10 protein-coding genes and 1 pseudogene are annotated in these 16,004 nt (G+C 36.6%); 4 read left to right on the top strand and 7 right to left on the bottom strand.

What is annotated here, in order from left to right; all coding sequences use genetic code 11:
* Positions 1 to 51: 51 nt before the first annotated feature.
* The 6 genes and pseudogenes from D9782_RS19320 to refZ all read right to left on the bottom strand — a co-directional run bounded on the left by D9782_RS19320 (position 52) and on the right by refZ (position 7,403).
* Positions 52 to 1,661, bottom strand: a pseudogene (locus D9782_RS19320) (amidohydrolase).
* Between the two features lie 353 nt (positions 1,662 to 2,014).
* Positions 2,015 to 2,215 carry an alpha/beta-type small acid-soluble spore protein gene (locus D9782_RS19325; protein WP_026681449.1) on the bottom strand — a complete coding sequence of 67 codons (201 nt, stop codon included), beginning with the start codon at positions 2,213 to 2,215 and terminating at the stop codon, positions 2,015 to 2,017.
* Between the two features lie 128 nt (positions 2,216 to 2,343).
* The gene (thiI, locus tag D9782_RS19330; RefSeq protein ID WP_026681450.1) at positions 2,344 to 3,543 is read right to left on the bottom strand and encodes a tRNA uracil 4-sulfurtransferase ThiI; all 1,200 of its coding nucleotides are present in this window, start codon (positions 3,541 to 3,543) and stop codon (positions 2,344 to 2,346) included.
* Positions 3,544 to 3,548: 5 nt separating this feature from the next.
* Positions 3,549 to 4,688 (bottom strand): cysteine desulfurase family protein, encoded by a 1,140-nt coding sequence (locus D9782_RS19335; RefSeq protein ID WP_121605486.1) that lies wholly within the window; start codon positions 4,686 to 4,688, stop codon positions 3,549 to 3,551.
* 115 nt (positions 4,689 to 4,803) lie between these two features.
* Positions 4,804 to 6,495, bottom strand: a complete 1,692-nt coding sequence (gene ezrA, locus D9782_RS19340; protein WP_121605487.1) for a septation ring formation regulator EzrA — start codon at positions 6,493 to 6,495, stop codon at positions 4,804 to 4,806.
* A 266-nt stretch (positions 6,496 to 6,761) separates the two neighbouring features.
* Entirely contained in the window at positions 6,762 to 7,403 is a 642-nt protein-coding gene (gene refZ, locus D9782_RS19345) for a forespore capture DNA-binding protein RefZ (RefSeq protein ID WP_121605488.1), read from the bottom strand.
* Positions 7,404 to 7,515: 112 nt separating this feature from the next.
* Here refZ and D9782_RS19350 point away from each other — a divergent pair, with 112 nt between their 5' ends.
* Positions 7,516 to 7,998, top strand: coding sequence for a GAF domain-containing protein (locus D9782_RS19350; protein WP_026681454.1), 483 nt, complete (start codon positions 7,516 to 7,518; stop codon positions 7,996 to 7,998).
* A gap of 79 nt (positions 7,999 to 8,077) precedes the next feature.
* On the opposite strand, the gene D9782_RS19355 is transcribed toward D9782_RS19350, so the two are convergent.
* Positions 8,078 to 9,889: a diguanylate cyclase gene (locus tag D9782_RS19355; RefSeq protein ID WP_121605489.1), complete on the bottom strand. Its 1,812-nt coding sequence runs from the start codon at positions 9,887 to 9,889 to the stop codon at positions 8,078 to 8,080.
* A gap of 337 nt (positions 9,890 to 10,226) precedes the next feature.
* On the opposite strand from D9782_RS19355, the gene rpsD reads away from it, so the two are divergent.
* The 3 genes from rpsD to D9782_RS19370 all read left to right on the top strand — a co-directional run bounded on the left by rpsD (position 10,227) and on the right by D9782_RS19370 (position 15,959).
* Positions 10,227 to 10,829: a 30S ribosomal protein S4 gene (gene rpsD, locus D9782_RS19360; protein ID WP_026681455.1), complete on the top strand. Its 603-nt coding sequence runs from the start codon at positions 10,227 to 10,229 to the stop codon at positions 10,827 to 10,829.
* A 973-nt stretch (positions 10,830 to 11,802) separates the two neighbouring features.
* A complete protein-coding gene (locus tag D9782_RS19365; protein WP_121605490.1) occupies positions 11,803 to 13,335 on the top strand; it encodes an NADH dehydrogenase subunit 5 in 1,533 nt (510 codons plus the stop codon).
* Positions 13,335 to 15,959, top strand: coding sequence for a DUF2309 domain-containing protein (locus D9782_RS19370; protein ID WP_121605491.1), 2,625 nt, complete (start codon positions 13,335 to 13,337; stop codon positions 15,957 to 15,959). Before D9782_RS19365 ends, D9782_RS19370 begins: the two co-directional genes overlap by 1 nt.
* Positions 15,960 to 16,004 lie beyond the last annotated feature (45 nt).

Here is a 16,004-nt window from a genome sequence, read left to right on the forward strand (position 1 = left end):
CTAGAGCGTGAAGCAGCATATAACGTATAATACGGACAAGAACCGATCTAATTAAATAGAAGAAAGGTTCTTGTCATATACAATTTTCCCGTCAATTACTGTCATTGCAACGTCAATTTCGTGAATCTCATTTGGATTGACTTGGAAAATATCTTTCTCCAAAATAGTGAAATCAGCGTGATAACCTTCCGTAATCAAACCTCTACTATTCTCTTGATTAATTACATAAGCACTACCAGTCGTATATAATTGTACGGCTTCAAATATAGTCAGCGCTTCTTTAGGTAAGTATGTTTTTCCATCAAAAGAGGATTTACGAATAACCGCAGCTTGAATTCCAAGTAACGGATCCACTTTCTCAATTGGTGCATCAGACCCACCAGCACAATGTATTCCGTGCTGAAGCATAGATTTCCAAGCATACGCTAAGTCTAGCCGTTTTTGTCCCAGCCGATCAATTACCCAAGGGAAATCTGAAGCAACAAAGGTCGGTTGGATGTCTACGACAGCAGGAAGCTCCTTTAGTAATTCAAAGGCTTGTTTATTTAAAATTTGTCCATGGATAATTCGATCGCGAGCATTCGTTGCTAACGGATATTTACTCAATATGGATGCAATTTCTAAAACGGCTTGATCTCCAATGGCGTGAACTGCTACTGGCAACTGATAGACACGTGCCCTAGCCACGAGTTCCTCTAACTCAGGTATGCTGTGAATTGCAAAACCTCTGTTTCCAATGTCATCCGCATAATCTGTAGACAACCATGCTGTCCTCCCCCCAATGCTCCGTCCGAAAATATTTTGACTGCGCCAAGCTCTGCATAACGTGGCCCCTTCAAATACCCTAGCCCAGCATGAATCATGTCTTCCATAACTTCATGATGGACGAGTAAATGCGCTTTAAATATTTTCTCCTTCCCATCCAACACATGTTTAAAAGCACCAAAAGTCTTATCAAATCCACCAAAATAATTAAGGTCTTCACTGTGTCCTCCAACTAAGCCCTTTGAAAGAAGATCATCTATAGCGATTGAGATTACTTGTTCTAGATAAGCCTGTGAAACAGTTGGCATTGCTTGCTTTATTAATTCCTGAGCAGTATCCAAGAAATAACCCGTTGTCTCTTCATCATCATCTCGTTCAATAACGCCACCTTTTGGATTAGCTGTTTTATTTACAGTATCAATACCTGCCAGTTCTATTGCTTTGCTGTTAGCTAAAATAGCGTGACGGCATACTCGAGATAACATGACAGGATTATGAGGTACAATTTCGTCAAGTGCAGTTTTGTGAATAATGAGTGGTTCATCCCAATGGTTTTCATTCCAGCCCTCACCCACGAGCCACTCTCCCTCAGAAAGATTTGTAGCTCGGTTAAACAGTGCTTCTAATACTTCTTCGGCTGATTGCATTTGGGAAAGATCAAGCCGAAGTAATTTCTCACCATGCCAAATAATATGCAAATGACTATCAACAAATCCTGGTAACATTGTTTTTCCGTTCAAATTTATTGCTTCATCTATTTGATTAAAATAAGTATGATACAAATATTCATATGTTCCAATAGCAACTATTTGATGTTCCTCGGTAAATACAGCATCTACCACTACATCCTCACGTTCCATCGTGTAGATCGGTCCACCAAACCATAGTGTTCCCATAGCTTCTTCGATCTCCTTCATTAGAAAAATGTTATATACATACCTTACTTATTTTCTGAATAGGAATCAAGAGGGATTATAGTCATAATAGGTTTATCAATGAGAACAAAGCGCAAGCGACTGGAGCGAGTCAACGGGGATAAAGGAATCACGGTGAGCTTGCGAGCAGATGATGACTTATGTAGGGCGATTCATGAAGTCACCTCGTTTCTGGGCACTGGCGCTGGACGCAGTTCAACACACCCTTATTTATCCATATGGGCAAATATTATAATTTCCTTCATTTCCTAGACAATTAAAAAGGACTACCCAAACCGGATAGCCCTATAGCCATTTTAACTATTTAATTTAAGTTATTTTGTTCCACCAAATTGTTGTTCAGCCATTTGAACAAGACGTTTAGTGATTTCACCACCAACAGAACCGTTGGAACGAGATGTTGAATCTGGTCCTAATTGTACACCAAATTCCTGAGCAATCTCATATTTCATTTGATCTAGAGCTTGTTGAACACCAGGGACTACTAATTGATTTGAAGAATTATTTGCTGCCATGTTAACTCACCTCCTTGGTACTTATAGAATGTGTACAAAGGAGAGAAAGCATACATATTTTTAAATGGTAGTTCCTGACAAATTAAGGGATATGGTCAGACATTAATAATCCAGTCTTCTGCCTTTCCTTAGAACAAACCATCAAACTTGGTCTCTGTATCTCGTGCTGATACTTTTATCGTTTCTATTCCAGCAATTGCTTCATCCATTAATTTTGTAAAATCCTTCTTCGATTCAAACAAATTTGCTTTTTCTCTTTTTGGTTTCGTTTTTGGCGACTTAGGTACAAATATCGTACAACAATCCTCATAAGGTAAAATAGACGTGTCGTAGGTACCAATCTCTCTTGATATGTTAATGATCTCTGTTTTGTCCATTGTTATCAATGGTCGAATAATCGGATAGTTAGTTACTTCATTAATTGTATTCATACTTTGCATGGTTTGACTCGCTACTTGTCCAAGATTTTCACCAGTAGTCAACGATAAGATCTCTTGGTTCACACACACCCGTTCACTTATACGCATCATCATTCTCCGCATGATTGTCATTGCATAACCGTCAGGCATTTCTCGAAAAATTTCTTGCTGGAGTTTGGTAAACGGTACGATATGCACTTGAATCGATTTACCATACTTTGTTAATTGTTTAGCTAAGTCCAGAACTTTTTGCTTTGCACGTTCACTTGTAAATGGCGGTGAATGAAAATGAATAGCTTCAATCTGCACCCCTCGCTTCATTGCTAGGTAGCCAGCAACAGGACTATCAATACCACCTGAAAGTAATAATAGTGATTTACCAGATGTGCCTACCGGAAGACCTCCAAGTCCCTGAATAACACTTGACGTAATATAAGCTGCTTCTAGTCTTATTTCGACTTTAATTTCTAAATCAGGATGATGCACATCCACTTTAATTTCATTCGTATTGATTAATAAATGTCTACCTAATACTTGATTCATTTCCTGTGAAGCAATGGGGAAATCTTTATTAATCCGCTTCACAGATACCTTAAATGTGTTTACATTTGTAGCATTTTTTAAAGCATATAAAGCGGCTTCTTTTATTTTATCGGGATCATTCTCCACCTTAATTGCCAAACTCATACTTTGAATTCCGAAGATATTCTTACATTTTTCGATAATTGGCTCAGGATCATGACCGTTTAGTAAAATAAACATTCTCCCTTGTGTTCGTTTTACTTTTATGTTTGGAAATGCAGCTAATTTATGTTGAATATTTTCTTGTAGACGGATAATAAATTGTTTTATATTTTTACCCTTTAACGCCATTTCTCCGTAGCGTATTAAAATATGATCATATTGCATGTTATCTACTCCATTACTTCTTTAAATTGTTGAATTTTCTCTTTCAGTACGTGAATAAAATTAGTTAATTCTTCCTCTGTATTTTGATAAGAAAGACTTACTCGTAATGCAGATACTGCTCTATCATCAGAAAACCCACAAGCCGCGAGAATTTTGCTTTCATCTGACTTTTTAGAAGAGCAAGCTGATTTTGTTGATATATAAATTTCTTCTTCACTGAGCATGTGTATCATTACCTCTGGTTTAATCCCTGGTATCGAAAAATTAATAATATGCGGTGCCGCATGTATAGGCGTATTTACTTTAACAGCTTCTATTTTTTCCAGTTCCTCACGAAGAAAACGTTGTAATTCATATAACCTCTGCTTGTATAAGCGTTCCTTTTCCATGATTAAGCGTAAGGCTTTTACTATCGAAACTGCTCCAGCTAAATTCTCCGTTCCCGAACGTATCGCCTGCTCCTGTTCTCCGCCATGAAATAACGGAAAAAGAGTTGTTCCATTCTTTACAAACAATAAGCCAGTTCCTTTTAAACCATGAATTTTGTGACCAGACATCGTACAAAGATCTATTCCACTATTTCTTAAGGTTAATGGAACTTTCCCTAACCCTTGGACATAATCGACATGGAAAAATAATTTTGGATATTGTTTTGCAATTTTTCCGATTTCTGCTATAGGTTGGACCGAACCTAGCTCATTGTTCACGTGCATAATACTAATTAAAATGGTATCATTTCTTATCGCTTGCTTTAGATCAGATAAGGCAATCACCCCATTCCTATTCACTGGTAGATATGTTATTTCAAAGCCTAATTTTTCCAAGCTTTTACAGGCATTATCTACGGAAGGATGCTCAACCTGAGTGGTGATAATATGTTTACCCCTGTTTTGATGCTCTAAAGCAATACCTTTAATAGCAATATTATTACCTTCTGTACCTCCAGAAGTGAATATAATTTCATTTTCCGCTACATGTAGAATTTCAGCAGCCTGTTTCTTAGCTTGAATTAAAAGTTTTTCTGCCTCTCCTCCCAAGGGATGGATAGATGATGGATTGGCAAAAAAAGTAGTAGATACTTGTTCAAAACTTTTTAATACTGCTGGATCAGGCACTGTTGTAGCACTATTATCTAAATAAATCATTCAACTAACTCCTAACTTCCTAGATGAATTATACCAAGCAGCCTTCTTTAATTAATTTCTTTGCTTAGAAAAAAGGATATTATATAATATCCTTTTTCTATTAAGTCCTATTTACTTAATTCAATACCTCTTGATATTCCTCAATTCGTTTTAGCGCGCCAGGTTCAACTTCTTCGATTGCTTTAGCTGCATGCTCCAACGATAGTTCATACTCGTAATTTCGGAATAACCGTTCTGATTCGGCTAGCTTTGCAGCTAATAATGGATACTGACTACGATATCTATTCGCATATTGGATAACCTGCTCCGTTAAATAAGCTTGTTCCAACATAAGATCTGTTTGTTCCATGGAATACTCTACAGCATTCTTCGCATCATTTAAAGCTTGTTGCACCTCTGCCATATCTAGCGGTTGTTTTTCCAATGTTTTCATCACACGTTGATTTTTTTCTCCGGCTGTTTCTATTAAGTTCCATATATTACTTGGAATTCCAGGAACATTACTTTTCTTGAGCTTACGCTGAATACTATACAACTGATTTCGCATTTCCGTCAACTTATCCTTCGCCTCAAGCTCATCTTTACGAAGATTACGAATGCGCTTTTTAAACGCTTCATGTTTTTCTTTTAGCTCTTCAATTTGCACAAAGCCAGCTTCTAACTCATCACGTAGCTTTGTGTGTGGAGATTTCTCTTTCTCGATTTTATCTAGTAGTTCTTCAAATTGCGTGTTTAGTTTTCCGATTGCCTTTTCTAATGTTAAATACTTCTCCATATCACTATCTTCAAAATAATAAGCCTTCTTTAATAGCTCAACATCCGCTTTAGTACCAGCAAATGTGTCTGTAATTTCCTTTAACGTACTCTGATAGGTCGGAACTTTTGTTTCCACAAAATTCCTAGCTATTGCTTCTTTTTCGAGCAGCTGATACATTTCCTTTATCCGTCCATCTATCTCCTCTATGGCACCTTCTGCCTCAGAAAAGTCACCACTTTCCATAGCGCCAACTATATGTAAAAGTCTTTCCTGATATTTGCGTATTTCTTTTTCAAAAGCCAGATGATCCACACGATAACCTTCATTTTTCATTTCCTTTAAACCTGTATATAAATCATCTAACTGACTAGGTAATTCCTGCTTACATGATTTATATAATTGTGGAAAATCATCTAACTCTCCCTCTAGGCTATCCACAGATAGCTTTAATTGATCGACGAGCTGCTTCGCTTCTATATAATTTCCATTCTCGACAAGTTGATGATAATTAGTTAGCTGTGCTTCCAGTTCATCCATTTTTTTATCAAAATAGGCTTCCGCTTTTCCATATTGATATCTGTTTTGCGAAAGCTGTTTACGTAACGCCTTTACTGTAGGTTCAACATGCTCTATTTCTTTTCTACTGGACTCTTCGGATTCAAGCAGTTCTTCTACTTCCATTAAAATCTTCTCTATATCCTTTTCCACGGATTGCAATATCTGATCGACTTTAGCCAGGATTTTTTTAGCTTTCGAGAACCGATATCGATCCGCCGCTTCTTCTGCATCAAATAAATGTTCTTCAATATCAGTAAGCTCTTTTGTTACTATATATTCCCATTGATCCTTCCACGCTTCAAATTTATCTTGTGTTTCCCCTGATAAGTTTAATATTTTTATACGGGAGAGCTCTGAAGCGATGTTTCGACCCATAATGTCCATTTTCCAGGCTTCATAACGATCAACAACATCATATACCCTTTTTCGTAAGATAAGTCCTGTAATAATAAGTGCTATAACTATTAGTATAATGCCTATGATGTATGCCATAAAATGCCTCCCAACTAAATTCCTAAAGAGGATGGACGTTTACAAAAATAAAATAATCGTCGCTAATAATAATCTAATTATAATAATACCATGTTAAACACAATTTTTGCTAAAAAAATACAAATAAATTGGGGTTTCAGCCAATTTTTTATTCTACACGCTATAGGCAAGTCCGTACTCATTTATACATAATAAAAATTAGCAAGTGATTGTATAGTATTGTACGACAATCGTCAGCGTGCCTATTTCACTAGTAAATCGCGACATCATCTGCCATGTGCATCCTCAGCTATTTTTTCACCTGAAACCTCGACTAAAAAGTCCAACCATCGATGAATCGTCTTTACATAATTTGTAACGAATAAATCATGCGAACCATCACCAATAATATGATTTTTCCATTCATTATGCATAATATATGGCGTAATTAGCATGCCTTTTAACTGCATTAATAAATAATTTCGATCATTAATTGATGAATGCTGTTTATCAAGTACACTAAAAAATGCCCTGCTAATAAAATAATTTTCCTTCGCTAAATAGGTCACAGCCATCTCTCTAACGAATACAGAATCTAGCGACAATTCTCTATGTATAAAACAAGAGAATTGATGATTACTTTGTTTATACTGTATAATGATGAAAATTAATTCCTTTAACTGATCCAAAGCATGTAAGTCTTGATAATGCTCTAACGCTTCTTCCATGGTATCAAGATATTTTTCGTAATAGTCCGTAACCGCATATTCCAGCAGCCCTTGCTTTCCTTTAAAATAATAACTAATAAGCGAAACATTAACATTGGCCTTCTCCGCAATATCCCGAACAGAAGTGCCATGAAATCCTTTTTGAAAAAATAATGCGGAAGCTGCTTCTATTACTTTTTGTTTCGAGAGATTAGTCTTCATACGATTCAACTCCTTACATCTCCATTACGACATAGAGATGATTTATCCTGCAATTTTCGCTCGACAATATTTATCATACATGTCGAAATACTAAAGAGAGAGGAAAATCTAAATGTTCCAAACAAGTATATATTCTGGAAATAAACTAAAAGATTATGAGTTATTAATTCGTCAACTGCAAGCATTAAGTGAAGATGAAACGGATGCTATTGCCATACTTTCCAACGCATCAGCCTTATTAAATCAATTTCTTTCCGATACAAATTGGGTTGGTTTTTACTTATGGAAAGAAGATGAGCTTGTGTTAGGTCCGTTCCAAGGATTACCAGCATGTATCCGTATTGGTTATGGAAAAGGTGTTTGTGGAACTGCTGTTAAAGAGCAATCAACCCAACGGGTAGCTGACGTTCATAATTTTTCTGGTCATATCGCATGCGATAGTGCTACCAAATCTGAAATCGTTGTCCCTATCATTATAGATAATAAGGTTTACGGTGTTCTTGATATTGACAGTCCGATGATGGATCGCTTTGATGAAATTGATCAGGAATATTTAGAAAAGTTTGTTCATGCATTACAAACTTATTTACCCTAAGTATACCTAATAATAGATCATAACTGGAAATCGGCTGTGCGGAAAGCCCAGCCGATTTAATTCTTCCATTTATAAGAACTTATCTATCTTTTACACGCTTCACTACACTATTTTTCCCTCTATGCTTCGCTTCATATAGTGCTTTATCTGCACGAATAAAAAGCTCACTTACGGAATCATCGAAATCCTCTGACCAAGAAGAAACGCCACAAGATAGTGTTACAGTTGGATTAGTCCGTTCCTCTACTTGCTCACGAATGCCTGCAGCTATTTGGACCGCATCATCAATTGATAGGTTAGGAGTGTATATGGCTAATTCTTCCCCTCCCCATCTGGAAGGAATAGCATCTTGTTCAGAAAACCTCATTATTACATCAGCCACTTGTTTAAGTACTTCATCTCCAACATGATGACCGTATGTATCATTAATTCGTTTGAAATCGTCAATATCAAATAAAATTAATGAGCCCATTCTAGCTGTTTTCATTTGATTTATGACAACTTTTTCTAAATAATTCCTCGAATATAATTTTGTTAAGTAATCTGTGATAACCGCTTTTTCCAATTCCTCTTTTAAGATAGCATTAGCGAGTGCTAAAGAGCAATGTTGAATCAATGATTGCAATAATTTAAACACTTCAAACGAGAAGAAATAGGACGCTTCATGCATAATCACAACATGACCATATGTATGGATGTCTTGTCGCAACGGAATAATCATAAGCGAATGATAAGGAAATGTTGGAATATATTCAAACTTCCCATAAAATGTTGGATGAACGATATCCTTCAGTAATTTATCCACTAGACTCTGATTTTCTTCTTTTTTAAAGTAGGCAGTGCTCGCAGTTAGAACATCAGCATACGATCCATCAGACCGTTGAAAAATAAAACCTATTTCCGAAGCACGACATACCTCTTTGATTTTTTTTCGAACAAATTCTGTAATATCAGTCAAATTTAAATTGGAATTCAATTGATGTGTAACTTCATTAATTAGTTTTAAATCCGCGATCAGCAAATTTGCATTTTCGAGTAGACTTGCGTTTTCTATTGCTTTTCCAGCTGTTTGAGCAATATGTGTTATAAAATCTACATCGCTTTTCGCGAATACATCACAGCTTTTTGAAATCAATTGGATAACACCATACACACCTTGCCTTCCCGTTAGAGGAACATATAATTTTTCACCTGCACCTCCTTTTCTTTTCTCGATTTGAACCTCCTCAGTCATGAACGCTTTAGATCCAAAACCATTTGTACTATCATCCGTATACGCCATCGACTTTACTGAAAAATTATAATCAACTTCCGTATCATGTGCGAGTAATAAGTGTAGCGAATGGGTTGGATATATTTCACGAATTGCATCAATGACTTCATTTAAGATGGAAGATTTCCGTTTCATGGTAAATATACAAATGGAAAGATCATATAAAAACGGGTAGTTTATTTGATGTGGATAATATTGATCCAATTGCATTATCAACCTCTGAGATTCTGATTGAACAATCGCAAGTATAGTAGGATCGATTTGAAATGCTTTAAAACACACTAATACCTTGGAAAAATTTCTATCTTTTAGCTTTAAATAAAATACAGAAGATCGATCAATTATGCACTTTCCAAACTGATTATCATTTGATATAGCATTCAATGGTAATTGGTTTAATACGTTTATTTCATTTGAAGGGTCCATCAACTGAATGTGATACGAATTAGTTGAACGTAGATAGTGATATACACCTACCCATTTTAGATGCAATACCTGCTTGATCGCTTTTATCATATTATGTAGACTTTCTTCATAAGAGAGATGGGATAGATTAGAGGTAATTTGAAAGTATGCCTGCTGCAGGTTCCCTTGAATCAAATCTCTGTCTTTCATCATTTATCACCTCTTATTCATTATCATCAATGAGTCCAATGAACTATTTTATAGTTTTATTATATATGAAATAGTTCATTTTTCCTATATGAAGTTGATAATTTTTCCAAATTTTATTTATGGTTGACTATATTCATTAAAAATTATATACTAGTCTTTGTGTAAAATAATTAAGTAGCCTTAGTGAACCAACACTTGTATGCATGTTGTTCCTCTGTAATGAGGTGTATCGCGTAACTCTTAGCTGCTGGAGCGATGATACATGAAAACATCATGGTCAGGTGATTAGGAACACGGCTTTTTGTTTTATGCAAATAAAATAAAAAGGAGGAAATGTCTTATGGCTCGCTATACTGGATCAGTATGGAAAAAATCACGTCGTCTTGGCATTTCATTAACTGGAACTGGTAAGGAATTAGATAAACGCCCTTACGCTCCTGGTCAACATGGACCTAACCAACGCAAGAAAATCTCAGAATTTGGTTTACAACAACAAGAGAAGCAAAAGCTTCGCTTTATGTATGGATTGAACGAACGTCAATTCCGTACGTTGTTTAACAAAGCTGGTAAAATGAAAGGTATTCACGGCGAAAACTTCATGATTTTGCTTGACTCTCGTTTAGATAACCTTGTATATCGTTTAGGTCTTGCTCGTACACGCAGACAAGCACGTCAGCTTGTAAATCATGGTCATATTACTGTAGACGGTGGTCGCGTTGATATTCCATCATACATGGTAAAACCAGGTCAAGTTATCAGCCTACGTGAAAAATCTAAGAATCTTGATATTGTTAAAGAAGCAGTGGAAGTAAATAACTTCATCCCTGAATATTTAACATTTGATGCTGATAAATTAGAGGGTACGTTCACTCGCTATGCAGAGCGCGAAGAACTTCCAGCTGAAATTAACGAAGCGCTTATTGTTGAATTCTACTCTCGTTAATCCTTTTAGATTGCAAAGTAATGCACAAAAAGCCCTTGTAATGTTGTTGTATCAACGTTTAAAGGGTTTTTTATTTTTATCTACTTTGCAAAATGATGCAGGATAATGAACTAAATTAGAGCCTATTTTGGGATCAAATAAATTACTGGCATGGATGAAGGGATGGAAAGAAAAGATCAGTTCACTACATGTGTTGCGGGCTGACTGATGAAATATAGATGTAGTAGTCCATCTATTATTTGATTACACCCTCTAGTGATATGTACCTCCTTGCCATAGTTTTTGAAATCAAAAATGTTATTATAGTTGGTATATAAATTGGGTTGATTTCAAATAAGGTCAGTCTTCCACAAACAAGCCGTATTGTGGGAGTAACTCTTATATTGCGTAGTAGACACATACTGTGCAACAAACAACTTTTTTTGATGAGTTTGTAAAGGAATGTATTAACTAATACGTTAAATATGTTGTTTATAAGAGAAGAAATTGATACTTCATTCTCCGTGTTCCAACAACTAAGTTGAATTTCATTGAAATAGTTTATGGGACTTTCTTGTTGACAATATTTAAAATTTGGCATATCTTATACTTAACTTAATAATCGGCAGATGTTTATTTTTGCCTATTTAAATAATTAGGCCTTTAGCATTCTTTTAATATTTAATATTGACTGGATGAAAAAGTACCCTAATATAAAGGGAAAGAGTAACATAAAGTAATATGACGTATAAAAAGGTAGTTCTTCAAAAAACTTTGTTGAAGTTAGTTGAAGTAAAACCGACAATTTTCAAGACTCAATGATTTTAAATCATCATTGAAGTTTTGAAGTTGTCGGTTTTTTTATTGAGTAAGTATAAATTTATTCAATAATCGTAATGGAGTAAATAAAATGTATAACTTTTTAGAAAGATATATGGCCTTTTCTAAAAGTAATTTTTAATGTGTTAACGCCGTTTAGAAGGGAGAATGTTTTGTGTTAGGTTCTTTGAGTTCATCATCATTGTTATCATTATTTTTTATTATGCTTGTTATTTCTGGACTTAGTGGCCTTTTGTTTTTACACCCACGGATACCATTAAGTTTTGTTCGTATTCATATCGGTATCGTGGCTTTACCATCTTTAGTTTCCTTATTGGCTCTCACTAATAACAGTGGGAATAGAGGCGATGGTTTTTGGTACCTAGATTCCTTAGCTTGGTTAATGGTTTTCTTTGTTCTTACAATTGGATTGATCATTCAGCGTTTTTCTGTACGTTATTTAATGGGAGATCGTTCTTATCGAAAGTATTTTACGCTTTTTACTTTCACTACAGGTGCTGCTTCAATTACATGTTTAAGTGCTGATCTCCGTTTGATGGTCATATCTTGGGGAGCGACTCTCGTCGGTTTAACCTTACTTATAAGGTTAAACCATGCATGGAAAGTAGCAAGTGAAGCAGCCAAGGTTTCTGGTCGATTATTTATATTAAGTTGGTTTTCATTATTATTTGCGATAATTTGGCTTTTTCAAGTCACAGGTCAATGGCAGTTATCATTAATTCTAACAAATGAAAGTTTAGCTCAACTTGGAGCATGGGAGAGAACAGGGGTTAATTTATTGATTGTATTAGCAGTGATAATTCCTGCGGCCCAATGGCCTTTCCAAAGGTGGTTGATTGAGTCTGTTGTTGCTCCAACTCCTGTTTCAGCGATTATGCACGCAGGTTTAGTAAATGCAGGTGGGATTATGCTAGCTCGATTTTCTCCTCTTTTTAATGGTGATATAGCTTCGATTATTTTACTTATTCTTGCAAGTTTTTCTGTATTGATTGGATATGGAATTAGTTTAGTACAGGTTGACTATAAACGTCAGTTAGTAGGCTCTACGATCGGGCAAATGGGGTTTATGTTCATTCAATGTGCGTTAGGTGCGTATGTAGCAGCCATTATTCATCTTATCTTACATGGTTTGTTCAAAGCTACGCTGTTTTTACAGGCTGGTTCGGCAGTACGTCGTTTCGAAGTATCGACTCCCGTTAATGAAAGGTCATCCTATTTATGGATCATGGCAGGTCGGACATTAGCCTTAGTTATAGGGATTGCTTATTGGCTCATGGCTCCTTTAGAGGGGTATCAATTGATTAGTGCGTTAATCTTAGGGTGGTCATTGTCCGTTTCTTGGACACAGCTCGTAGCTTTTGGAAAGGGGAGAATTGGTCGAATTGTTGGCTTATCATTTTTAGGAGGAGCAGCCATTGTTTATTTTATCATTCATAATCTCTTCTATGAGTGGTTACGCACAACCGTTTTCCAAAGTGTTCAACCTCCAATGTCAGTTGTCATCATTGTCGTATGTCTCTTATTATTTGGTATTGCGATGGGTACATGGGTTGCTCGTAATCGTTCTTCTGTTTCCTTCGCAATACTTTATCTTTGGTTAGTACGATTAGGTGAAGCAAAACCAAAGTTAGTAGAAAGTCATCCAAACTACCTTAAACAATATTTATCTCAAGGAGGTAATCGGTGATGAACGGAACATCTGTATTAACGAAAGAAAATGTAAAAAAGCAAGATACAAATATTAATCATCAAGAAAGTAATATTAGCGTTTTAATAGAATCTGCTAGTCAAGTAATTGCACCACTTTGGCCAATTTCTGCATTTGCAGCACGTAATCCGTGGACGGGACTTGAAAAGCAATCTTTTGAACAGGTTGCAGGTTGGTTAAATAATACTCGTGATATTGATATCTACCCTAGTGCCTCTATGATCCTTTCGGCAAAGAGTAAAGGTGAGATTGATGAAGCTTTTGTGAAAATGGGTCTACAGCATTGGCTTGATTCCCATTCCTTTAATATCCCACGGAACGTGGCAGAGCGATTTTGTCATGCTGCACTAAAATTAGATCCATTACCTTCTAACCTTTTATCATCACTTAAACTGGAGAAATTGGCAGATGAATTTAGTGGACTGAATACGGATCGTATCGATAATTTTTTAATCCAACCAATAAGTTCGAATATAGCGAATGAAGATGGTGAAAGGTTAGTCAATATTCTCGATCATCATGTCATCAAGTGGTGTAAATTATACCTTGATGACTCACAGGCAGGTTGGACAATGCCAAATCGTGATGAAGGTTTCTATCGTGCGTGGCAGCGTCTTATTCAATATGATCCGGCACTTAATAAAATTCAACGTAAAAGTTTAAAAGGTTGGCCAAAAGAGGCACATATGGCTTTAAAAAAAGCGTTATTCGCGCTAGAAATCCCTAATTCAGAAATACAGACTTATCTTGAAGGTCATTTGCTCTCCTTACCTGGGTGGGCAGGAATGATGCTCTGGCGCTCCCGACAATCAAGCCATGAACATTCACTCCTAACAGAATATTTAGCAGTTCGAATTTCCATGGAGTGGGCTCTATTAAAGCCTTATCTACAGTTGACCAATCAACGACCTGAGAAAAAAGTTTCGATTGCTCCCCTTATAGCAGCGTGGATCCATTGGGGGGACCTTACAATCAAGGAATGGTCACAGATGTCTGCCGCTGAACAAAACGAATATTTATCATTTGCCTACAGCTTTGATGAGAAGCTTCGCAGGAAACTTTGGTTAGAAGCTTGGGAACAAACACACACAGATCGATTAAGTCAGCAGATTATCTCTAAACAACGGAAGATCATCGACAAAAAATCTGCACTAGCTCAATTTGCATTCTGCATTGATGTACGATCAGAACCTTTTCGTCGTCAACTTGAAAAAGAAGGTCCGTTTGAAACGATTGGAATTGCTGGTTTCTTTGGATTACCGATAGCAACTAGTGAACTTGGTAGCGATCATAGCCATTCTTCCTTGCCGGTTATACTAAAGCCTCAACATAAAATAAAAGAGACTGCTGATGAAAATGAACTCAAATTATATCAACAACGTAAGCAGGCAGTTACTTCCTTAAGCTATACATTTAAAACGATGAAACAGAATGTACTTGCTAGCTTACTTTTACCTGAGCTAAGTGGACCTTGGCTTAGTCTCCAAATGGTATCACGTAGCTTTGTACCAAGAAGAGCAGATCGTTTTATTCGTAACCTTCGTGAGACTTGGTTACGCAAACCTAATACAACGCTCTCGCTTAATCATGTTCATCATCCAGAAGCGGAGATACCTGTTGGTTTTTCTGACGAAGAAAAAGTGAATTATGCTCGTCAAGCTTTGAAAATGATGGGGTTAACAAAGAATTTCGCACCATTAATCGTAATATGCGGACATAGTAGTAAAAGTACCAACAATCCTTATGCTGCAGCTCTTGAATGTGGTGCGTGCGGTGGAGCGGCAGGTGGATTCAATGCTAGGGCCTTAGCCGCTTTATGCAACCTTCCAGAGGTAAGAAAGGAACTTTCTTCTGAAGGAATTGAAATTCCTGAGGACACCGTTTTCGTAGCCGCTGAGCATAAAACAACAGTGGATGAATTACATTGGATTTATGTTCCTGAACTTTCCGAAGCTGCACAGGAAGCATTTGACCGTATCGAAGCTATAATGCCGAAAGTGAGTCGTAATGCAAATGCAGAACGTCTAGCCCAATTACCGAATTTTAAAAAGGAACTTAAAAATCCTAAGGCTGAGGCACACCGATTTGCGGAAGATTGGAGTGAGATACGTCCGGAATGGGGATTAGCTCGTAATGCCGCTTTTATTATCGGCCAACGTGAACTAACTCAGGATTGTGACTTGGAAGGTAGAGCCTTCCTTCATAATTATGATTGGAATCAGGATGAAAGTGGTGATCTCCTAGCTAACATCATTGCAGGACCAGGAACGGTGAGCCAATGGATTAATCTTCAATATTACGCTTCAACGGTCGCACCTCACTATTATGGTAGTGGAAATAAAGCAACTCAAACCGTTACAGCAGGTCTTGGTGTTATGCAGGGGAATGCAAGTGACTTGTTAGCTGGACTACCTTGGCAATCAGTCATGCAATCAGATCACGAGGTTTATCATTCTCCTCTTCGTTTGCTGATTGTCATCCAAGCACCTAGCGAATATGTAAAACGGTTATTAAATAATGATTCAGTATTTCGAGAAAAAGTTCAAAATGGATGGGTTCGACTTGCTAGTGTCGATCCAGATGGACGCTGGGTAAATTGGTAACTACTAACAACTATTTGCTACTTAAATAACAATTTATAAACATAA

It is taken from the genome of Virgibacillus sp. Bac332 (genome assembly GCF_003667785.1).
Classification (GTDB): domain Bacteria; phylum Bacillota; class Bacilli; order Bacillales; family Amphibacillaceae; genus Virgibacillus; species Virgibacillus salarius.